This is a genomic window from Nonomuraea sp. NPDC049309, assembly GCF_043196965.1.
Taxonomy (GTDB): Bacteria; Actinomycetota; Actinomycetes; order Streptosporangiales; family Streptosporangiaceae; genus Nonomuraea; species Nonomuraea fastidiosa.
This window is the reverse complement of record NZ_JBICSH010000003.1, coordinates 845,492-866,265: the sequence shown is the minus strand read 5'-3', so window position 1 is coordinate 866,265 and position 20,774 is coordinate 845,492. Positions and strand designations below refer to the sequence as shown.

Genomic DNA, 20,774 nt, shown 5'->3' with positions numbered 1-20,774 from the left:
CACCGGAGACCTCTCATGATCCGATTGAAGACGCTGGCCGGCCCGCTCGCCGCGCTCCTGCTGCTCGCCGCCTGCTCCGGTGGCGAGTCCGAGACCACGGCCGAGGCCAAGGGGACCGTGAACATCGACATCCACGGCTGGGTGGGGTACGAGGCCCAGGCCGCCGTGCTGGCGTACCTGCTCGAACACGAGCTGGGCTACAAGGTGAACAAGCGGCCCGCGAAAGAGGACCAGTCCTGGCGGGATTTCGAGTCGGGCAAGGTCGACGTGATCGTGGAAAGCTGGGGACACAACGACCTGAAGAAGGAGTTCATCGAGGAGAAGAAGGTCGCGCTCTCGGCGGGGCTGACGGGCAACAAAGGCGTCATCGGGTGGTACGTCCCCGAGTGGATGGCCAAGAAGTATCCCGACATTACGGACTACCGAAACCTCAATAAGTACGCGCATCTCTTCCGGACCGAAAAAACCGGAAATGCCGGACAGGTGCTTGACGGAGATCCGACATTCGTCACCAACGACGAGGCCCTCGTCAAGAACCTCGGGCTCAATTACAAGGTCGTCTACTCCGGCAGCGAGGCCGCGCTCATCAAAGCGGCCCAAGCGGCGACGAAGAATCGAACGCCGCTGCTGATGTATTTCTACGAACCGCAATGGCTCTTCAGCAAGATCAAACTCGTCAAGGTCGCGCTGCCGCCGTACGCGGTGGGCTGTGACAGCGACCCGGCGAAGGTCGCCTGCGACTACCCGCCGTACCTGCTCGACAAGATCGTCAGCCGGCGGTTCGCCGAGACCGGCGGGCAGGCGTACGAGCTGGTCAGGAACTTCTCCTGGACCAACGACGACCAGAACGCCGTGGCGAGCTACATGATCAACGAGCGGATGTCCGCCGAAGAGGCCGCCGAGCGGTGGATACGAGAGAACAAGATCGTGTGGAAGGACTGGATCCCCCGTTGAGGTTCGACTTCGTCATCGTGGGCGGCGGCTCGGCCGGATGCGCCCTGGCCAACCGGCTCAGCGCCGACCCCTCGACCTCGGTGCTGGTGCTGGAGGCCGGGCGGCCCGACTACCTGTGGGACGTCTTCATCCACATGCCGGCCGCCCTGATGTTCCCCATCGGCAACCGCTTCTACGACTGGAAGTACGAGTCCGAGCCGGAGCCGCACATGAACGGCCGGCGCATCTACCACGCCCGCGGCAAGGTGCTCGGCGGCTCCAGCAGCATCAACGGCATGATCTTCCAGCGCGGCAACCCGCTCGACTACGAGCGCTGGGCCGCCGACCCCGGCATGAAGAGCTGGGACTACGCCCACTGCCTGCCGTACTTCAAGCGCATGGAGAACTGCCTGGCCGACCCCGGCAGCGACTTCCGCGGCGACAGCGGGCCGCTCAAGCTCGAACGCGGCCCGGCGCGCGGCCCGCTGTTCGAGGCGTTCTTCGAGGCCGTGCAGCAGGCGGGCCACCGGCTGACCGACGACGTCAACGGCTACCGCCAGGAGGGCTTCGCCGCCTTCGACCGCACCATCCACCGCGGCCGCCGGCTCAGCGCCGCCCGCGCGTACCTGCACCCGGTGCGCAAGCGCAGGAACCTCACCGTCAGGACCCGCGCCTTCGTGGAGAAGGTGCTCTTCGACGGCACGCGCGCGACCGGCGTCCTGTGCGACGGCGAGCGCATCGAGGCCGGCGAGGTCATCCTCTGCGGCGGTGCGATCAACACCCCGCAGCTCCTCCAGGTGTCCGGGGTGGGGCCGCGCTCGCTGCTCGAACCGCTCGGCGTCAAGGTCGTGCACGACCTGCCGGGCGTCGGCGAGAACCTTCAGGACCACCTGGAGGTCTACGTCCAGCACGCCTGCACCAAGCCGGTCTCCCAGCAGCCGTCGCTGGCGCTGTGGCGGCGGCCGTTCATCGGCGCGAACTGGCTCTTCCTGCGCGGCGGACCCGGCGCCACCAACCACTTCGAGGCGGGCGGCTTCATCCGCTCCAACGACGAGGTGGCCTACCCCAACCTGATGTTCCACTTCCTGCCCATCGCCGTGCGCTACGACGGCTCGGCCCCGGCCGGCGGGCACGGCTACCAGGTGCACATCGGGCCGATGTACTCCGACGCCCGCGGCTCGGTCCGCATCACCTCCGGCGACCCGCGGCGCAAGCCGGCGCTGCGCTTCAACTACCTGTCGACCGAGCAGGACCGCAGGGAGTGGGTGGAGGCGATCAGGCACGCCAGGCACATCCTGTCGCAGCCCGCCTGGGCCGACCTGGACGGCGGCGAGATCTCCCCGGGCCCGCAGGTGCAGACCGACGAGGAGATCCTGGAGTGGGTCGCCAAGGACGGCGAGACGGCGCTGCACCCGTCGTGCACCTGCAAGATGGGCACCGACGAGATGTCGGTGGTGGACCCCGACACCATGCGCGTGCACGGCCTCGACGGGCTGCGCGTGGTGGACGCCTCGGCCATGCCGTACGTCACCAACGGCAACATCTACGCCCCCGTGATGATGCTGGCCGAGAAGTCCGCCGACCTCATCCTCGGCAACACCCCGCTGCCGCCGGAGCCGGTCGAGTTCTACCGCGCCCGCTGACGGCCCTCACCTGTCCAGGCGCTGGAAGAGCCGTACGGACAGGGCGAAGAAGACGGCGGTGATGGCGGCCGGCCAGGCGAGAGCCATCAGGACGGCGTGCTGGGCCACCCAGGAATCGCCGCCCCAGCCCTGACCGCCGAACAGCTCTCTGGCCGCCGCCACCGTGGCCGACAGCGGGTTCCACTCCGCGATGGCCCCGAGCCCGCCGGGCATGGTGGCGGGGGCGACGAAGGCGTTGGACAGGAAGCCGACGGGGAACTCCATGGCCTGGATCGCCACCGCCGCTCCCGGGTTCCTGGTGCGCAGCCCCGCGTACACGCCGGCCCACAGCAGCGAGAAGCGCAGGAACAGCAGCAGGCCGATCGCGGCCGCGGCGCCGGAGAGCGTGGCCGGGCGCCAGCCGACGGCCAGCCCGCACAGCAGCAGCCCGGCCAGGATCAGCACCGAGTGCAGCAGGTCGGCGACGGCCCGGCCGCTGAGCACGGCGGACGGCGCCATGGGCAGCGAGCGGAACCGGTCCGTCACGCCCTTGGCCGCGTCCGTGGAGACGGCGATCATGGTCGAGCTGAGGCCGAAGAGCATCGTCATGCCGTACATGCCGGGCAGGAGGAACGAGAAGTAGTCCACGCCGTCCGGCACCTTGACCGCGCCGCCGAACAGGTAGCCGAAGGCGAGCGTGACGACGATGGGGAAGACCACGCCGGCCGCGATCGTCATCGGCTGGTTGGCCCAGTGCATCAGGTCGCGGCGGGCGACGGTCCAGCCGTCCGCGATCGCCCAGCGCAGGGTCGTGGCCGTCATCGGCGGTCACCTCCGGTGATGTGCAGGAAGACCTCGTCGAGCGTGGGGCGGCGCAGGGCGACGTCCTCGGCCTCGACGCCGGCCGCGGACAGCGCGTTCAGCGCCTCGGCGAGCGTGCGCACCCGCTCGGCGACGGGCGCGCTCACGCGACGGGTGCCGGGATCGGTCTCGGCGGGCCGCCCGGCGACCCGCTCGATGATCTCTGCCGCCTCGGGCAGCCGCTCCCGGTCGTGGACGACCACGTCGAGCCGATCGCCGCCCAGACGCGCTTTCAGCGCCTCCGGGGTGCCCTCCGCGACGACCCGGCCGGTGTCGATCACCGCGATGTGGTCGGCGAGCCGGTCTGCCTCCTCCAGGTACTGGGTGGTCAGCAGCACGGTCGTGCCGCCCGCCACCAGGTCGCGCACCGCCTGCCAGATCTCCGTGCGGCTGCGCGGGTCCAGCCCCGTGGTCGGCTCGTCGAGGAAGAGCACGGGCGGCGCCAGGATCATGCTCGCGGCCAGGTCGAGCCGCCTGCGCATGCCGCCGGAGTACTCCCCGGCCGGTCCCGGGTGCTCGATGCCGAAGCGTTCCAGCAGCTCGTCCGCCCTGGCGCGGGCCGCCGCCGCGCCGAGGTGGTGCAGGCGGCCGAACATCTCCAGGTTCTGCCGGCCGGTGAGCTGCTCGTCCACCGCGGTGTGCTGGCCGACCAGGCCGATCCTGCCGCGTACCCGGCGGGGCTGGGCGAGCACGTCGACGCCCGCCACCTCCGCGCGCCCGCCGGAGGGGCGCAGGAGCGTGGTGAGGATGCGCACGGTGGTGCTCTTGCCCGCGCCGTTGGGGCCCAGCAGGCCGCAGACCGTGCCGGGGGCGACGTCGAGGTCGATGCCGTCCAGGGCCGTCTTCTCGCCGTAGGTCTTGCGCAGCCCGCGTACCGATATCGCCGTCACAGAACCGCCTCCTTTGCCGTACGCTGTACCGTACACATTACGGCAAGGGCGGGCAACCGTACGGTGTACCGTTCGGAATGTGAGCGTTGAGTACTCGGGCAAGGGCGACCCCGCGCGCAGCCTCGCGCTGCTGTGGCGCACCAGCGAGCCCACCGGACGCAAGGGCAAGCCGGAGCTGAGCGTCGACAGGATCGTGCGCGCCGCCATCGAGGTGGCCGACGCCGAAGGGCTCCAGGCGCTGTCGATGCGGCGCGTGGCCGAGCGGCTGGGCGTCGGGACGATGTCCCTCTACACGTACGTGCCGGGCAAGCCGGAGCTGTTCGACCTCATGCTCGACACGGTCTACGGCGAGACCGCCAGGCCGGCCGACGTGCCGGGCGGCTGGCGGGGCAGGCTGGAACAGATCGCCAGGGAGAACTGGGCCCTCTACCTCCGCCACCCCTGGCTGCTGCAGGTGGCGGTCAGCAGGCCGGTGCTCGGCCCCAACGTCACGGCCAAGTACGACTACGAGCTGAGCGCCATCGACGGCATCGGCCTGACCGACGTCGAGATGGACGCGGTGCTCACGCTCATCATCGGGTTCGTGCACGGCACCGCCAGAGGCGCCGTGGAGGCCGCGCAGGCCGAGAGCAAGACGGGGCTGACCGACGAACAGTGGTGGGCCGCGCACGCGCCGTTCTTCAGCCGTATCGCCGACCCCGAGCGCTTCCCCATCGCCTCCCGGGTCGGCCAGGCGGCGGGCGAGGCGCAGAACGCGGCCTACAACGCGAGCCACGCCTTCGAGTTCGGGCTGCAGCGCGTGCTCGACGGCATCGAGGCGCTGGTGCGGCGCCGCGCCTCCGGCGAGGACGCCCCGTAGGAGTGCTCAGGAGGCGTGTCCCACACGCGCCCAGGAAGCGCGCCCGGCGCTCGACAGGCGTGCTCAGCAGGCGTGCTCAGCAGGCGTGCTCAGTAGGCGGCGGGGGCGGCGCGCAGGCGCACGACGTGCTCGACCAGCGAGATCAGCGTCGCCTTGACCGACTCGCGGTTACGCGCGTCGGTGCGCACGATCGGCACCTGCGGCGACAGCGCCAGCGCCTCCCTGACCTCCTCGTCGGAGTGCGGGAACTGGCCGTCCCAGCCGTTGATGCCGATGATGAACGGCAGCTTGGCCTCTTCGAAGTAGTCGATGGCGGGGAAGCTGTCGGCCAGCCGGCGGGTGTCGAGCAGCACCACGGCGCCGATCGCGCCGCGTACCAGGTCGTCCCACATGAACCAGAACCGGTGCTGGCCGGGGGTGCCGAACAGGTAGAGGATCAGGTCACGATCGAGCGACAGGCGGCCGAAGTCCATCGCCACGGTCGTGGTCTGCTTGTGGGGGGTCAGCCCGAGGTCGTCGATGCCCGCGGACGCGTCGGTCATCACCGCTTCCGTGGTGAGCGGGAGGATCTCGGACACCGCCCCCACGAAAGTCGTCTTACCGACGCCGAAACCCCCGGCGACGACGATTTTCGTCGACGTGAGGCCGGGGCTAGAGCCTGCGTAGTCCACTGAGCACCCTTTCGAGCATGTTGAGGTCCGGCTGGCCCTCGCTGAGGCGTGGCTGGTGCAGGCGGACGAGCCCTTCGTCGGACATGTCCGCCACGAGCACCCTGGCCACGCCCAACGGGACGCGGAGCAGGGCCGAGATCTCGGCTACCGACCGGAACGTCCTGCACAGCTGCATGATGGCCTCCTGCTCGGGGGTGAGCAGCGCCAGCTCTTCGTCCGGAATCGGCATCGACGAGACCAACGTCTCCATCGCGAGGTGGTAGCGCGGCTCAGCCCTGCCACCCGTCACCGCGTAAGGACGGAACAGGGGCTCCTCTTCCCCGATCCCGTCAGTCCCGTACACGGCCCGCTCCCATCAGTTCCATCACATCACCGGGTCCTGGCGGCCTGAAGCTCCGCGCGCAGGGCCGGAGTCAGCACCTGTCCCGCCCTGTCTACCAGCAACGTCATCTGGTACGCCACGAGTCCCATGTCACAATCCGGACCCGCCAGGACCGTGAGCACGGACCCGTCGCTGATGGCCATGACCAGCAGCAGACCACGCTGCATCTCGACCACGGTCTGCGTGACCGCCCCGCCCTCGAACACCCGCGAGGCACCCACCGTCAGGCTCAGCAGGCCGGCGGCCACCGCGGCGAGCTGGTCGGCACGGTCCGGCGGGAACCCCTCGGACGCGGCCAGGCAGAGCCCGTCGGCCGAGACGACGACGGCGTGGGCGACTCCGGGCGTGTTACGGACGAAGTCAGTGATCAGCCAGTCGAACTTGTTGGCCTCATGACTAAGGGTTGTCACGCATCCTCCCCGGCGGGACGCTTACTCACTCTTGTTCTCCTGTCCACGAATCTCCTGGCGCCCCCTGCGCACACCCTGCTGGAAGCTGGCCATCCTGCTGCGCATCCGGTCCGCTGAGACCGGTGGCGGCGGTGGTGCCTGCCGCTGCTGCGCCTGTGCGGGCCGGCTCGCGGTGCCCGGCACAAGGTTGGCCTTCGGGGTGCGCTTGGGGAGCCCGGCGGCGGTGATGCCGCCGAGGCTCGGCTCGGCGGCCGCTTTCGCCGCTTGCCAGCCGGCGTCCGCGGCCGTCCGCCACGCTTCCTCCCCAGAGGGTACGGCGTGCGCGCCCGTGGACTCTCCCTGGCCCTGCGCCGCTTCCGCGGTCGGCCGGCGGAACCAGGCGGACTCCACCGCCGCGAAGATCGGCAGATAGTCCTCTTGTTCCTGTTCAGAGGGGGTGTCCGCGGTCTGGGCCGGATCCGGCATGCGCACATCGTTGGTCGAGTACGAGCCCGCCGGCGAATTCTGGAACGCGCCATTACCAGATGTGCCTGCGGGGGCGCTGGGGTACGAGGGGTAGGACTCGGAGTCGTACGTCCCCGGCCGCCCGCGGAAGGTGCCGCCGTCGGTGTCGGCGGTGAAGCCGTTGACCCCGGCGCGACCCGGGTCCGAGGGGAACGACCCGTACGACGGCCTGGGCGCCTCGGGCCCGCCGTCGAACGCGCGCGGCCCCGCGGGCTGCGGCCCGGAGTGCTGCTGCCCCCCGGGCTGCTGTCCGGCGCCCTGGGACCCCGCCTGGGCGCCGTTGCCCTGGCCCTGCGGCCCGCCCTCGAACGAGCCTGGCGTCCGCCGCGGCAGGCCGCCGGTCCCCCGGACGGCGCCCCCGTTGACCGGCCCCTGCACCGGCCGTGCGGGGCCGCCGTCGAGCGATGCCGGGCCCTGGCGCGCGGGGGTGTCGAAGGACGGCGGCCCCTGCCTGCCGGGCCCGCCGTCGAAGGCGGACGGAGCCCGCCCGGACGGGACGCTGTCGAAGGTGGACGGGCCGCCCGTCCTGGCCGGACCCGTGTCGAAGGACGGGTGACCGGGGCCGAAGCCGTTGTCGAGCGCGCCGGCCCTGGGCGGCGCGGCGTCGAAGGAGTCGAAGCTGCCGAACGAGCGGAACGCGCCGTTCGACGGGAACGCGCCCGCCTGCGACGGCACCGTGCCGCCGCCGAACGCGGGCCGCTGCGGCAGCGGCTGCTGCGTGCCGTCGGCGATCAGCGTCGGCGGCAGCAGCACCATGGCGATCAGGCCGTTCTCCTCGCCCTTGCGCAGCTGCACCCGGATGCCGTGGCGCAGCGCCAGGCGGCCGACCACGAACAGGCCCATGCGCCGGGAGACCGACACGTCCACGACGGGCGGCTCGGCCAGGCGGCGGTTGGCCTCGGCCAGCTCCTCGTCGGTCATGCCGATGCCGTTGTCGCTGACCGACAGCAGCGCACCGCCGCCCTCGATGAGGCTGCTGGTGACGGTGACCTGGGAGTTGCTCGGGGAGAACTGGATGGCGTTCTCGACCAGCTCGGCCACCAGGTGGACGAGGTCGTTGGCGCAGCTGCCGAGCACGGACGTGCCGCGGTGCACCCGCACCTGGACGCGCTCGTAGCCCTCGACCTCCGACAGCGCGGCGCGTACGACGTCGATGAGCTTGGCCGGCTGGCTGCGCCGGCGGCTGGCCTCGTGGCCGGCGAGGACCAGGAGGTTCTCGGAGTTGCGGCGCATGCGGGTGGCCAGGTGGTCGAGCTTGAACAGGTCGGCCAGCCGGCCGCCGTCCTGCTCGCCCTTCTCCAGGCCGTCGATGAGCGAGATCTGCCGCTCGACCAGCGTCTGCGTGCGGCGGGAGAGGTTGACGAACATCGCGCTGATGTTGCTGCGCAGCTCGGCCTCCTCGCCCGCCAGGCGCACGGCCTGCCGGTGCACCTGGTCGAAGGCCCTGGCCACCTCGCCGATCTCGTCGTTGCCGTCGACCGCGATGGGCTGCACCTCGCGCACGGACGCCGGGTCACCGCTGACGCGCAGCTGGCGCACCACGTCGGGCAGCCGGAAGCCGGCGACCTCCAGGGCCTCGGTGCGCAGCCGCCGCAGCGGGACGACCATCGAGCGGGCGATGGCCACGGTGAGCAGCAGCACGACCAGCAGCAGCGCGAGGACGAGGATCCCGCCGATGACCGCGTTGCGGATCTCGGTCGAGCGCAGCTCCTGGCTGCGCAGGTTCACCCGCGCCGCCAGGCCCTCCTCGACGTTGTGCAGCAGGTCGATGGCGACGGTGTTGTTCTTGAACCAGTCCTCGCGCTCGGCCCTGGCCGAGATCAGGTTGTCGACGATGCGGGCGCCCGGCTCCTTGCCGCTGACCAGGGCGATCGCCCGGGACTTGGTGAGCTGGATGTTCACGTACTCGGGCTGGGACGCCAGCGCCTTGGACAGCTCCAGGCCGACGTCGACGCCGGCCTCGGCGCCCACGGTGGCGATGTCGCTCTGCAGGCGGGCGTTGGAGGCGATGAACTGCTCGACCTCCTTGGCGTCCACGCTGTCGGCGTCGTAGGACGCCTGCAGGAGCTGGACGCGCTGGCGGGAGATCTCCTCCTTGGCCGCGACGAGGGCGCTCAGGCCGCGGAACTGGCCGACGATCTGCGAGTCGTCCGACATCAGGGCCAGCTCGTCGTGGAGCTTGATCAGGGTATCGGTGAGGAAGTCGTAACGGATCGTGTTAGTCTGTCCCTCGGTCCTGATCTTGGGAAGCCGGCTGAGGTCGTACCTCGCCTGCTCGGCTGCCTTGACCACACGGGGACCGTAGGACTCGTCCATCGTGTCGAGGTCGGCGCGCACGGCCTTGACCAGCGTGTCCACGGCCGCCTTGCGCTGCGCGAGCGGTTTGGCGAGCTTCTTGCGCATGGCCCTGCTGGCGCCGATCCAGCCGCCCGTGTCGCGCTCCAGGCCGAGCGCCTGCACCAGGTCGCGGAGCCGGCCTGCCTGCTCGGCGGCGGTCGCGGTGCGGTCATAGGCGGCGATGCTCTGGATCGAGCCCACCACGCGCGCTCCCCCGAGCACGACGGCGGCGATGGTCGGCACCAGGATGAGGGCGGTGAGCCGCCATCTCACCCGCCAATTTCGCAGGCCGAAGCGCCGTAGCCAGCCGGCACGGCTCGGCTGCACGGTGGTGCCGCTGCCCGAGTTCCCCGTAGTCACCGCTCCCGCTACCCCTCAATCGTCCCGTTTGCAACGGGTCTTCAGACCGTCCACAACGTATCCGCAGCATCTGACTTAACAGGCATATCGGACACAATCGTTACAAACGTAGCCGGTTGTCGTGTGCTCCTGGTTATCGCAGAGCGGCAAGGACTTGATCGCGGACTTGGGCCCGTTGCGCCTCGTCGCTGAGGGGGCGACCGGCGCGGTCCACAACGTAGAAGACGTCCACCGCCTCCGCGCCGAGAGTCTCCACGCGAGCGGCCCTCACGTCAAGACCGCACTCGCCGAACGCACGTCCAATGCGCCACAGGAGCCCCGGTCTGTCATGGGCCCTGACTTCGACCACGGTGGCGGTGGCGGAAGCGTCATCGACCAAGGTCACACGGGGTGGAGCGACCGGCACGCGAGGGGGTCGCACACCCCTCGCGCGGCGGGCCAGCCGTTGCTCGATGTCAAGACGTCCAGCAAGGACGAGACGGAGGTCGGACTCCAGCGCCGCGGGGTCCGGCGGGGACCCGTACTCGGGGACGACGGAGAACTCGATCACCGCCGTGGAGCCGGCGGACGCCGACGAGGCCGAGCGCACCACGAGCCGGTGGGCCGACAGCACGCCCGCGGCGCTCCACAGCAGCCCCACCCGGTCGGGCGCGACGACCGTGACCGCTCCCCCGACCACGCGGACCGCTCCACCGCCGTGGCGGGCCAGCGCGGCCTGCTCGGGCGAGAGCGTCGGCGGCTTGGGCGGGGGCGAGCCGGCCAGCACCGAACGGACCCGGCGCACCAGATCGGCCACCAGACCGGCCTTCCACGAGTTCCAGGCGGCCGGGCCCGTCGCGACCCCGTCGGCCACCGCCAGCGCGGCCAGCAGGTCGAGCACCTCGCGCGAGCCGACCGTGGCCGCGACCTTCTCGATCGTGACGGGGTCGTCGAGGTCCCTGCGGGTGGCCGTCTCGGGCAGCAGCAGATGGTGGCGTACGACGGTGGCGAGCGTCTCGACGTCGGCCGGCGGCAGCCCGATGCGGGTGCCGATGTCGCGGACCACCACCTCGCCGGTCGCCGAGTGATCGCCCGGCCAGCCCTTGCCCACGTCGTGCAGGAGCGCGGCGATCAGCAGCAGGTCGGGCCTGGAGACCTCGCGGGTGTGGCTGGCGGCGTTGGCGGCCGCCTCGATAAGGTGGCGGTCGACCGTGAACCGGTGGATCGGGTTGCGCTGAGGGCGGTGGCGCACGCGTTCCCAGTCGGGGAGAAGCTTGACGAGGATGCCCGCCTGGTCCAGCTCCTCCCAGACGGGCACGGCGGCGCGGCCCGCGCCGAGGATCGACACCAGGGCGTCGCGGGCCTCCTCCGGCCAGGGCACCGGCATCGGCGGCGACTGAGCCGCGAGCACGGACACCGTGGCGGGTGCGAGCGGCAGCCCGGAGTCCGCCGCGGCCGCCGCGGCGCGCAGCACCAGCACCGGATCCTTGCGCGGATCGACACCCCTGGCGAGCACCACCTCGCCCCCGTGCTCCACCACGCCGTCCGCCAGCGGGCGGCGCCCGCGCGGAGCCGGCCCCGACACGAGCCTGTCGACCGTGCGCCAGGTGGCGTCGAAAGCATGTGAGATCGTGCGGCCCGCCTCGGCCAGCCGGCGCATCAGCGCCTCGGCGTCGAGGAGGCCGAGCACCCCGGCCACCGCGTCCTGCTCCTGGAGGACCAGCCGGTCGGTGCCGCGTCCGGTGACGATGTGCAGCGCGTGCCGCACATCGAGGATGAAGTCGTACGCCTCGCGGGCCCGCGGCCCCGGCGCCGAGGCGACCCAGGCGGCGGCCACCGCCTGCATGGCCTGGACGTCGCGCAGCCCGCCGCGTCCGTCCTTGAGATCGGGCTCCAGCAGGAACGCCAGCTCCCCGCTCACCTGAGCCCGCTGATCGGCGGCCTCCCGCAGCTCGCCCAGCCTGCGGCGCGAGTCGGCCCGCCATTCGGCCAGCACCGCCTCCCTGGCCTTCCTGGTCAGGTCGGGGTCGCCGGCCACGTGCCTGGCCTGGATCAGGCCCAGCACGGCCTTGAGATCCTGCCGGGCCACCGAGACCGCCTCTTCCACCGTGCGTACGGAATGGTCGAGGCCGATCGCCGCGTCCCAGATCGGGTACCAGATCCGGTCGGCGATCCTGGCCACATCGGCCCGGCCGTTGTGGAGCAGCACCAGGTCGAGGTCGCTGCCCGGTGCCGGCTCCCCCCTTCCCAAACTTCCGACGGCGACCAGTGAGACGTGGTCGCCGTCGGTCGCCGTGCGGAAGAGATCCTTGAGCCAGCGATCGGTGTCCGCGGTCCGCTCCTTGCGGGCCGCGGCGAACGAACGGGCCTCTCCCCTCACTCCTGTGCCCCCTTGCCGAGCTCCGCCCGGACGCCGTTGTCCAGGCTTCGCCTCGGATCCATCACAACCCTGTGAATTCCCCGCCGGACATCGTCGGCCGTGCGGGGCTCGCTCCGCGCGGACGCCCTCCGAGGGGTGCCCGCGCTTCGCCGCGGAATCATCACAGGGCTTCCGGACCCCGTTCGCCGGTGCGTACGCGGACGACGGTGTCGACCGGCACCGACCAGACCTTTCCGTCGCCGATCTTCCCGGTGTGCGCCGCCTTGGTGATGACGTCGATCACGTCCTCGGCGTCGTCCTCCTCGGTGAGGACCTCAAGGCGGACCTTGGGCACCAGGTCGACCTGGTACTCGGCGCCCCGGTAGACCTCGGTGTGGCCGCGCTGCCGGCCGTAGCCGCTGGCCTCGCTGACCGTCATGCCCTTGATGCCGAACTGTTCGAGCGCGGCCTTCACGTCATCGAGCTTGAACGGCTTGATGATCGCCGTGATGAGCCTCATGCGTCCACCTTCTTCGTGGCGGGAGCCGTGGTGACGGGACCGTTAGGGGAGCTCACGCCGGACGCGTGAACGGTGCCGAGGTCGTAACCGGTCTCGGCGTGCGTGGTGATGTCGACACCGGTGATCTCGTCCTCGGGCTTGATCCGGAAGCCCATCGTCTTGTCGATGATCTTGCCGATGATCCAGGTGATGACGAAGGAGTACAGGCCCGTGGCCACCGGGCCGAGCACCTGCAGGCCGAGCTGGCCGAAGCCGCCGCCGTAGAACAGGCCCTCGCTCTGCTCGTCGGTGGCGGGGTAGGCGGCGAAGAACCCGAGGGCGACGGCGCCGATCACACCGCCGACCATGTGGACGCCCACCACGTCGAGCGAGTCGTCGTAGCCGAGCTTGTACTTCAGGCCCACGGCGTAGGCGCAGATCGCGCCGGCGAGGAGACCGATGACCATCGCGGCCCAGGGGTCCACGAAACCACAGGCGGGGGTGATGGCGACCAGGCCGGCGACCGCGCCGGAGGCCGCGCCGAGGCTGGTGGCGTGGCCGTCACGCAGCTTCTCCACGACCAGCCAGGCGCCGACCGCGACCGCGGTGGCGACCTGCGTGTTCATGAAGGCGAGACCGGCGATGCCGTCGACCACCAGCTCGGAGCCGGCGTTGAAGCCGAACCAGCCGAACCACAGCAGCGCCGCGCCGAGCAGCACCAGCGGGAGGTTGTGCGGCCGCATCGGCTCCTTGCGCCAGCCCTGCCGCTTGCCGAGCACGAGGGCCAGAGCCAGGGCCGCGGCGCCGGCGTTGATGTGGACGACCGTGCCGCCCGCGAAGTCCTCGATGCCCATCGAGTTGAGCCAGCCACCGCCCCACACCCAGTGGGCGACGGGGAAGTAGACGATCGTGGCCCAGATGACGCCGAACAGCATCCACGCGCCGAACTTCGCGCGGTCCGCGATGGCACCGCTGATCAGTGCGACGGTGATGATGGCGAACGTCATCTGGAAGGCGGAGAAGACGAGGCTCGGCATGCCCGTGCCGTCGTCACTGGTCGCGGTCTCCACCAGGCTCTGCAGGCCTAGGGCGTCGAAGCCGCCGACGAAAGAGTTGAGCGCTGAGATGGGGTTTTCCGTGAATGCCAGTGAGTGCCCGTAGAGCATCCAGGCGACGCTCACGACGACGATGGCGCCGAACGACATCATCATCATGTTCAGGACGCTCTTGGCCCTGGTCATGCCCCCGTAGAAAAGCGCGAGGCCCGGAGTCATCAGCAGCACCAACGCGGTGGCCGCGAGCATCCAGGCAGTCGTGCCGCTGTCGATCTTCACGACGCGACCCTCCTTACGTGTGACGTGTGGCCACAGCGTGTTCGCCTGGAGTTTCGTGGCTCGACCAGGTGTGTTTCACATTCGTGAATCTCGCCGCACAGGTGTTTCGCCGACGTTTCGGATGCCTCACGGGCCTGATTTCGGCACAGCGATATCGGCCATGCGATACTTAGGCTAGCCTAACCTAACGATCAAGGACCGCCCATGCGCCTCCGCTTGGCCATCGCCGCCATGCTGCCCGTTCTGGCCCTCGCCGCCTGCGGCACCTCCACCGCGACGCAGGACGCGGGCCCCACCCGTACCGTCGAACACGCCATGGGTGAAACGAAGGTCCCCATGGCGCCGAAGCGGGTCGTCGTGCTCGACACCGACAAACTCGACTCGATGGTCTCGCTCGGCCTCGCCCCCGTGGGGGCCGCCCAGGCACAGGAGAACCAGACCTGGCCCGACTACCTCGGCTCCGCCCTGGCGAACACCAAACCCGTCGGCACCCTTCAGCAGCCCAACATCGAGGCCATCATGGCGCTGAAGCCCGACCTGATCCTCGGCTCGAAGTTCCGCCAGGCCGCCTTCTACGACAAGCTCTCCAAAATCGCCCCGACCGTGTTCACCGAGCGGGTCGGCATCACCTGGAAGGAGAACTTCCTGCTCGACGCCGAGGCGCTCGGCAAGAAGGAGCAGGCGCAGCAGCTGCTGTCGGCGTACGAGGCCAGGGCCAAGGAGGTCGGGGCCAAGTACTCCAAGCTGCAGGTCAGCATCGTGCGGTTCATGCCGACCGAGATCCGCATGTACGGGCCGGAGTCGTTCAGCGGCATCGTCCTCAAGGACGCCGGCATTCCCAGGCCCGAGGTCCAGCAGCTCAAGGACCAGGAGGACCGGCGCTTCGGCAAGCTGAGCCAGGAGAACATCGCCAAGGCCGACGCCGACGCGATCTTCTACACCGCGTACGGGGAGAACGCCGCCAAGGCGCAGGCCGAGGTCACCGGCGGGCCGCTGTGGAAGAACCTCAAGGCGGTCAAGTCGGGCAACGCCCACAACGTGGACGACGAGATCTGGATGACCGGCATCGGCGTCACCGCGGCCGGCAAGATCCTCGACGACCTCGACAAGTACCTCGCCCCACTGGCCTGACGCCAGGGCCCCGGCCGCTCGTGAAGACCCCCGCCGCGGGGAAGACTCCGGCCGCCCGGGAGATTCCGGCCGGCCGGAAGACCCCGGCCGGCCGGAAGGCCTCCGCCACTCGGGAAGACCCCGGCCGCGGGGAGCACCCGGTCGCTCAGATCAGGGTGACCGGATCGCCCGCTCTGATGCGGCCGGGGCGGGTCACCCGGGCGTACACGCCCGCGCACGGCTGCGGCTCCATGCCGAACACCGGCACCCTGTTGTGCCTGGCCACCGTGCGCAGCGCGTCGGTGTCACGCTCCAGCGCGCCGTGCGCGAGCGTCGGCACCGCGCAGCGCGGGGTGGCCACGATGACGTGCAGCTCCACCTCGTCGCCGACACGCAGCCGCCGCTCCACCCAGTCGTTCTCGACGAACCCGTCGCCTTCTGTGGCGATCACCAGGTTGGGCCGGTAGCGCTCGGCCTCGACGCGCCCGCGCGGCCCGAGCGCGCCGATCCTGCGCAGGGCCGAGGTGGTGATGAGGTGCACGGGCGCGAAGTCGAAGAACGTCCCCTCGGGAGCGCCCGCCCCGACCGGGCTCACCGTGTACGGCACCTCCGCCTCGATGCCCTCGGCCAGCACCTGCTCCGGCACCGACCGCAGCATCTCGGCGCCCTCGGGCGGCACGTCGATCAGCCGCACCTCCCGTCCGAGCAGCTCCGACAGCTCCGCGTCTCCGGGCGCCCGCGCGCCTTCGACGGTGAGCAGCCGCCGCCACAGCCGCGGGTTCTTCGCGCTGGCGATCCTGCCGGTCGCCACGTCGAGCACCGCTCGCGCCCGATCGCCCGCCAGCCCGCGCTCGGTCACCTCGGTCTCGGCGAGCTCCTCCCCCAGCATCGACTTCACCGGATAGCGCCTCAGGGCCTCGACATGCATGCCGCACAGCCTAGGGCCCGCCGGCGCCCTCCCCCTAGGGACGCCGGCGGGCCCTGAGTCCCCGCTGCCGCGCCGTCAGGCGGCCGCCGTGGCCATCTTGCGCAGCCGCGCCAGCGCGTCGCGCTCGATGCGGCGGGCGCGGTCGCGGCCGATGCCGTAGCGCTCGCCCACCTCGGTGAGCGTGTGCTCGCGCCCGTCGACCAGGCCGTAGCGCCAGCGCAGCATCTCGCTGGTCGGCCCCTCGAGCCCGGTGAGCCACTGGTCGAGCCGCTCGCGCTCGAGGATGTCGATCGCCTGCTGCTCGGGGTCGGCCCACGTCTCGTCGGCGATCATGTCGCCGAGCTCGGTCTCGTCCTCGTCACCCACGCCGAGCTGCAGCGACACCGGGTCGGACGCCCAGCGCCGCAGCTCCCGCACCCGCTCGATCGGCAGGTCGAGAATGCCGGCGAGGTCGTCGTCGGTCGGCTCCATGTCGAACTCGGCCAGCATGTCGCGCCTGACCCGCATGAGCCGGGTCATCTGCTCGCCCGCGTGGGTCGGGAGCCGTACCGGCCTCGCCTGCTCGTGGATGGCACGCCCGACGGCCTGCCTGATCCACCACGTGGCGTAGGTCGAGAACTTGTAGCCCCGCCGGTAGTCGAACTTCTCCACCGCCCGCACCAGGCCCAGGTTCCCCTCCTGGACCAGATCGATCAGCGGCATCCCCCGGCCGGAGTACTTCCTGGCCACCGCCACCACCAGGCGCAGGTTGGCCTGGATGAACTCCTCCTTCGCCCGCCGGCCGGATATCGCCAGCCGTTCGAGCTCCTCGTCGGCCGCGTCTCCGATGCGCGGCTCCGTGCCCCCGCTGTCGAGCAGCTGCTCGGCGAACAGGCCCGCCTCGATCCTCTTGGCGAGCTCAACCTCTTCCTCCGCCGTGAGCAGCGGGACCCGGCCGATCTCGGCCAGGTAGGTCCCCAGCAGATCGCGCTCGGCGATGTGCTGCTCCTGCGTGCGACTCCCCGTAGGCCTTGCCATCCCCAGGCACCTCGTTCCGCAGCTGCGTTCTATACCCGGGCAACGTCCGGCCAGAAGCAAAGATTCCCTAAAGCACTACGCCTGCGGGAGGGTTCTGCATGTCCTCCTCAAGGAGGAGGCCGCGATGAAACGCCTGGTGAACGAGGGGGAGCGCGGTCGAGTCCCGGTCAGTTGACCGGGCCGCCCCTGGGACGCACGGTCACCTCGGTGAGGTGGGCGTCGGGTCCGGCGGTGATGGCGGCGACGACGGCCCGCGCCACGGTCTCCGGCGTGAGGTAGCGCTCCGGCTCGAACGCGCCGCCCTCGTACTCCCGCACGCCGCGCTGCATGTCGGTCGCGACCCTGCCAGGGTAGACGGTGGTGACCCTGAGCAGGGGCTCCTCCAGCCGCAGCGCGTCGGCGAACGCCTTGAGCGCGAACTTGCTCGCCGCGTACGACGCCCAGTGGGGGTTGGCCCGCTGCCCCGAGCCGGAGTTGACGCACACGACGTGCCCTTCCGCCCGCCTGAGCGCGGGCAGCAGCAGCCTGGTGAGCTCGGCGACGGCGACGACGTTCACCTCGTACGTACGCCGCCAGGTGTCGGCGCTCAGGTCGGCGATGCGGCCGAGGGTGGCGATGCCCGCGCTGTGCACGAGCACGTCCAGCCGGTCGATGCCCGCCACGTCGGCGGCCGTCACCTTCGTCAGCTCCACCGGCCACGACCGCGCCCCGGGCAGCTCGGCGGCGAGCGCGGCCAGCGCCTGCTCGTCGCGGCCGCCGAGCAGGACGTCGTGGGTCGGAGCGAGGGCCCGCGCGACGGCCGCGCCGACACCCCGGGAAGCGCCGGTGACCAGCGCCTTCGGTCGTTCAGTCATAGCGGCAGCTTATTGACCTTGGCCGCCCCGCCGGTAGGAGGGCGGGCGCGCCCGGATGAGGCGCACGCCGTGTCTGGGCCGTGCCCGGCCCAGACACGGCCCAGGCCCGGCCCAGACGCGGCCCAGACACGGCCCAGACACGGCTCAGGACGCGGCCCAGCGCGGCCCAGGCCCGGCACGAGCACGGCCCAGGCCCGGCACGAGCACGGCCCAGGCCGGCCACGGGCGCGGCTCAGGTCGGGCCGGCGGTGCGGAAGGTGCCGTTCTCCTCGGCCATCCGGTCGTACTCCTCAAGCCTGGCCCGCGTGCGCAGCGGTACCGCCTCGGCCATGGCCTCCACCAGCGCCATGGCGAGGGCGAGCGGCGCTGCGTGCGAGTTGAAGACCAGCCCGTCCCCCACGGGCGCGTCGAGCACGACCTCGGCGGGCAGGCCGGCCCTGTCGGTGATGGCGGCGACCCGCAGGCCGAGCTTGGCGGCGTACTCCAGCGCGTCCAGCGTCTCGGCCGGGTAGCGCGGCAGCACCACGGCCACCACCCACTCGGCCCCCGCCCGCTGGGCCGCGTGCAGCCCTTCCGCCAGCTCGGAGCCGCCGTGGACGAGCAGCCGCACGTCGGGATGTATCCGGCGGGCGTAGTAGGCGAACGTGGTGGCGAGCCCGCAGGAGGCGTGCAGGCCGAGCACCGGCAGCGGCTCGGTGGCGGCGAGGTGCTCGCCCAGCTCCTTGATCGGGAAGGCGGACAGGCGTTCCCTGACGGTGGCGAGGTTGCGGATCTCGCAGTCGATGGCCCCGCGCAGCAGGCTGTCGTGCGGCGACTCCGGGCCCCCGCCGAGCACGAGGGGGCGCAGCGCCTGGCGCAGCTCGGGGTATCCGGCGAAGCCCAGCACCATGGCGAAGCGGGTCACCGAGGGCTGGCTGACCCCGGCCCGCTCGGCCAGCTCGACGCTGGACAGGAAGATCGCCTCATCCAGGTGCTCGCTGAGGTAGTCGGCGATCCTGTGCTGAACGGGAGACAGCCTCCGGCCGTCCAGCAGCATGTCAAGCCCACCGCGAAATCCGTCCGCCACGCAACGTGCAACGCACGGGACCCGCCGTTCTCATCCCGCGCACCAGTGGCGAAACGCGCCGCAGGTCACGTCAGCGCTGGTCAGAGCCTGTCACCCGACGAGGAACTGGGTGGCGGCCAGCTCCCGGTAGAGCTCGTCCTCGCCCACCAGCTCGTCGTGGCGGCCGACCGCGCGTACGGCGCCGCCCTCCATCACCACGATCCGGTCGGCGCCCGTCACCGTGGACAGGCGGTGCGCGATGACGAGCACGGTGGTCTCCTGCGCGACCTCGGCGATGACCTCGCGCAGCCGCAGCTCGTTGACCGCGTCGAGCTGCGAGGTGGCCTCGTCGAGCAGCAGCAGCCTGGGCTTGCGCAGCAGCGCCCTGGCGATGGCCACGCGCTGCCGTTCGCCGCCCGACAGCAGCACGCCGCGGTGGCCGACCGGGGTCTCCAGCCCGTCGGGCAGCCGGGCCACGAGGTCGTCGAGGCGGGTGCGCGCGATGACGGAGCGCAGCTCGTCCTCGGTGACGTCCTGGGCGGCGAACAGCAGGTTCTCGCGCAGCGTCCCGGCCAGGACGGGGGCGTCCTGCTCGACGTAGCCGAGCGCGGCGCGCAGCTCGCCGAGCGGCCAGTCGCGGATGTCGCGCCCGTCCACCAGAATTCGCCCGTCCTGGTGGTCGTAGAAGCGTTCGAGCAGCGCGAACACCGTGGACTTGCCCGCTCCCGACGGGCCGACCAGCGCGGTCAGCCCGCCCGCCGGCACCTCGAAGGTGACGCCGTTGTGCACGATCGGCCGGTCGTCGCCGTAGCGGAAGACGACGTCGCGGAACTCCACGCCGATCGGCGTGCTCTCCTCGTGCGGTACGACGCCCGCGGGCTCGGCCGGCAGGTCCTCGATCTCCTTGATGCGCCTGAGCGCGGCGAGGCCCTGCTGCAGCTCGACCGCGCCGTTGACGAGCTGCCCGATCGGCGCCACCAGGTAGAACAGATAGAGCAGGAACGCGATCAGCGACGAGACCTCCAGCGCGCCCGACGCGACCCGCGCGCCGCCGACGGCCAGCACGGCGAGAAACGCGATCTGCACCGTCATCCACGTCGCCACTCCCGCGAGCGACGTCCAGCCGGCGACCTGAAGGCCCCGGTCGCGGGCGCGCGTGGCGGCCCCCGCGACCTCGGCGATCTCGCGCTCCTCGGCGCCGCTGGCCTTGACCGTCCGGTACGCCTGCAGCGCCCGGTCGAGCACGGCGCCCATCTCCCCCACGGCCTCCTGGGCCTGGGCCTGCGCCCGCTGGATGCGCGGCATGATGAGCCCGACGAGACCGCCGATCACCACCACGACGAGCAGCGTCACCAGCAGCAGCACGCCGTCCATCGCGGCCATCATGACGATCGCGCCGACCAGCATGAACACCGAGCCGATCGAGTCCACCACGCCGTTGGTCAGCACCGAGCGCAGCAGCGTCGTGTCGCCGGTCACCCGCGACAGCAGGTCGCCGGGCTTGAGCCGGTCCACGTCGGCCACTTTGAGCCGCAGCATGCGGTCGACGAGCCTGCGCCGGGCGCCGAGCACGATGCCCTCGCCGGTGCGCTCCATCAGGTAGCTGCCTCCGGCCGAGACCGCGGCCCCGACCACCACCGCGATGGTCAGCCCGAGTAACGGCCCCGCCATGGAGGCGTTCCGGCCGAAGGCGTCCACGACGTACTTGGCCAGCAGCGGCATGGCCAGGCCCGCCGCCGAGCCGATCAGGCCGAGCAGCCCGCCGACGATGAGGATCTTCCGGTGCGGACGAAGGTAGGCGAGCAACTCCTTGACCACCG

18 protein-coding genes are annotated in these 20,774 nt (G+C 71.2%); 4 read left to right on the top strand and 14 right to left on the bottom strand.

Translation table 11 applies throughout. The features are described from left to right. Nucleotides 1–15 precede the first annotated feature (15 nt). A complete protein-coding gene (locus ACGFIM_RS24580; RefSeq protein ID WP_393203938.1) occupies nt 16–954 on the top strand; it encodes an ABC transporter substrate-binding protein in 939 nt (312 codons plus the stop codon). Then, entirely contained in the window at nt 951–2,576 is a 1,626-nt protein-coding gene (gene betA / locus ACGFIM_RS24575; protein ID WP_393203936.1) for a choline dehydrogenase, read from the top strand. Before ACGFIM_RS24580 ends, betA begins: the two co-directional genes overlap by 4 nt. 6 nt (nt 2,577–2,582) lie before the next feature. Here betA and ACGFIM_RS24570 read toward each other — a convergent pair whose 3' ends face one another. After that, nucleotides 2,583–3,377 (bottom strand): ABC transporter permease, encoded by a 795-nt coding sequence (locus ACGFIM_RS24570; RefSeq protein ID WP_393203934.1) that lies wholly within the window; start codon nt 3,375–3,377, stop codon nt 2,583–2,585. Continuing rightward, nucleotides 3,374–4,306 (bottom strand): ATP-binding cassette domain-containing protein, encoded by a 933-nt coding sequence (locus ACGFIM_RS24565; protein WP_393203932.1) that lies wholly within the window; start codon nt 4,304–4,306, stop codon nt 3,374–3,376. The genes ACGFIM_RS24570 and ACGFIM_RS24565 overlap by 4 nt, the downstream gene beginning before the upstream one ends. A 79-nt stretch (nt 4,307–4,385) precedes the next feature. Here ACGFIM_RS24565 and ACGFIM_RS24560 point away from each other — a divergent pair, with 79 nt between their 5' ends. Further along, complete coding sequence (locus ACGFIM_RS24560) at nt 4,386–5,165, top strand: TetR/AcrR family transcriptional regulator (protein ID WP_393203930.1); 780 nt, start codon at nt 4,386–4,388, stop codon at nt 5,163–5,165. Nucleotides 5,166–5,254: 89 nt separating this feature from the next. On the opposite strand, the gene ACGFIM_RS24555 is transcribed toward ACGFIM_RS24560, so the two are convergent. The 7 genes from ACGFIM_RS24555 to ACGFIM_RS24525 form a co-directional block, all read right to left on the bottom strand. Further along, the gene (locus tag ACGFIM_RS24555) at nt 5,255–5,836 is read right to left on the bottom strand and encodes an ATP/GTP-binding protein (protein WP_364061262.1); all 582 of its coding nucleotides are present in this window, start codon (nt 5,834–5,836) and stop codon (nt 5,255–5,257) included. Further along, a complete protein-coding gene (locus ACGFIM_RS24550; RefSeq protein WP_393203928.1) occupies nt 5,817–6,179 on the bottom strand; it encodes a DUF742 domain-containing protein in 363 nt (120 codons plus the stop codon). The genes ACGFIM_RS24555 and ACGFIM_RS24550 overlap by 20 nt, the downstream gene beginning before the upstream one ends. Nucleotides 6,180–6,205: 26 nt before the next feature. Then, nucleotides 6,206–6,628 carry a roadblock/LC7 domain-containing protein gene (locus ACGFIM_RS24545; protein ID WP_364061257.1) on the bottom strand — a complete coding sequence of 141 codons (423 nt, stop codon included), beginning with the start codon at nt 6,626–6,628 and terminating at the stop codon, nt 6,206–6,208. 21 nt (nt 6,629–6,649) lie between these two features. Then, nucleotides 6,650–9,829: a nitrate- and nitrite sensing domain-containing protein gene (locus tag ACGFIM_RS24540; RefSeq protein WP_393203925.1), complete on the bottom strand. Its 3,180-nt coding sequence runs from the start codon at nt 9,827–9,829 to the stop codon at nt 6,650–6,652. Between the two features lie 133 nt (nt 9,830–9,962). Continuing rightward, the gene (locus tag ACGFIM_RS24535) at nt 9,963–12,188 is read right to left on the bottom strand and encodes a [protein-PII] uridylyltransferase (RefSeq protein WP_393203923.1); all 2,226 of its coding nucleotides are present in this window, start codon (nt 12,186–12,188) and stop codon (nt 9,963–9,965) included. Nucleotides 12,189–12,348: 160 nt separating this feature from the next. Continuing rightward, entirely contained in the window at nt 12,349–12,687 is a 339-nt protein-coding gene (locus ACGFIM_RS24530) for a P-II family nitrogen regulator (RefSeq protein ID WP_364061248.1), read from the bottom strand. After that, nucleotides 12,684–14,000 (bottom strand): ammonium transporter, encoded by a 1,317-nt coding sequence (locus tag ACGFIM_RS24525; RefSeq protein ID WP_393203920.1) that lies wholly within the window; start codon nt 13,998–14,000, stop codon nt 12,684–12,686. The genes ACGFIM_RS24530 and ACGFIM_RS24525 overlap by 4 nt, the downstream gene beginning before the upstream one ends. Nucleotides 14,001–14,204: 204 nt before the next feature. On the opposite strand from ACGFIM_RS24525, the gene ACGFIM_RS24520 reads away from it, so the two are divergent. After that, nucleotides 14,205–15,131, top strand: coding sequence for an ABC transporter substrate-binding protein (locus ACGFIM_RS24520; RefSeq protein WP_393203918.1), 927 nt, complete (start codon nt 14,205–14,207; stop codon nt 15,129–15,131). Between the two features lie 145 nt (nt 15,132–15,276). Here the strand turns inward: ACGFIM_RS24520 and ACGFIM_RS24515 are convergent, their stop codons facing one another. The 5 genes from ACGFIM_RS24515 to ACGFIM_RS24495 all read right to left on the bottom strand — a co-directional run bounded on the left by ACGFIM_RS24515 (nt 15,277) and on the right by ACGFIM_RS24495 (nt 20,772). Next, complete coding sequence (locus tag ACGFIM_RS24515) at nt 15,277–16,038, bottom strand: MOSC domain-containing protein (RefSeq protein WP_393203916.1); 762 nt, start codon at nt 16,036–16,038, stop codon at nt 15,277–15,279. 75 nt (nt 16,039–16,113) lie between these two features. Then, entirely contained in the window at nt 16,114–17,055 is a 942-nt protein-coding gene (locus ACGFIM_RS24510; RefSeq protein ID WP_364061236.1) for a sigma-70 family RNA polymerase sigma factor, read from the bottom strand. A gap of 167 nt (nt 17,056–17,222) precedes the next feature. Next, nucleotides 17,223–17,909 carry an SDR family oxidoreductase gene (locus tag ACGFIM_RS24505; RefSeq protein WP_393203914.1) on the bottom strand — a complete coding sequence of 229 codons (687 nt, stop codon included), beginning with the start codon at nt 17,907–17,909 and terminating at the stop codon, nt 17,223–17,225. Nucleotides 17,910–18,141: 232 nt separating this feature from the next. Then, nucleotides 18,142–18,945: a MurR/RpiR family transcriptional regulator gene (locus ACGFIM_RS24500; protein ID WP_393203912.1), complete on the bottom strand. Its 804-nt coding sequence runs from the start codon at nt 18,943–18,945 to the stop codon at nt 18,142–18,144. A 120-nt stretch (nt 18,946–19,065) separates the two neighbouring features. Further along, entirely contained in the window at nt 19,066–20,772 is a 1,707-nt protein-coding gene (locus ACGFIM_RS24495; protein ID WP_393203910.1) for an ABC transporter ATP-binding protein, read from the bottom strand. Nucleotides 20,773–20,774: the final 2 nt, after the last annotated feature.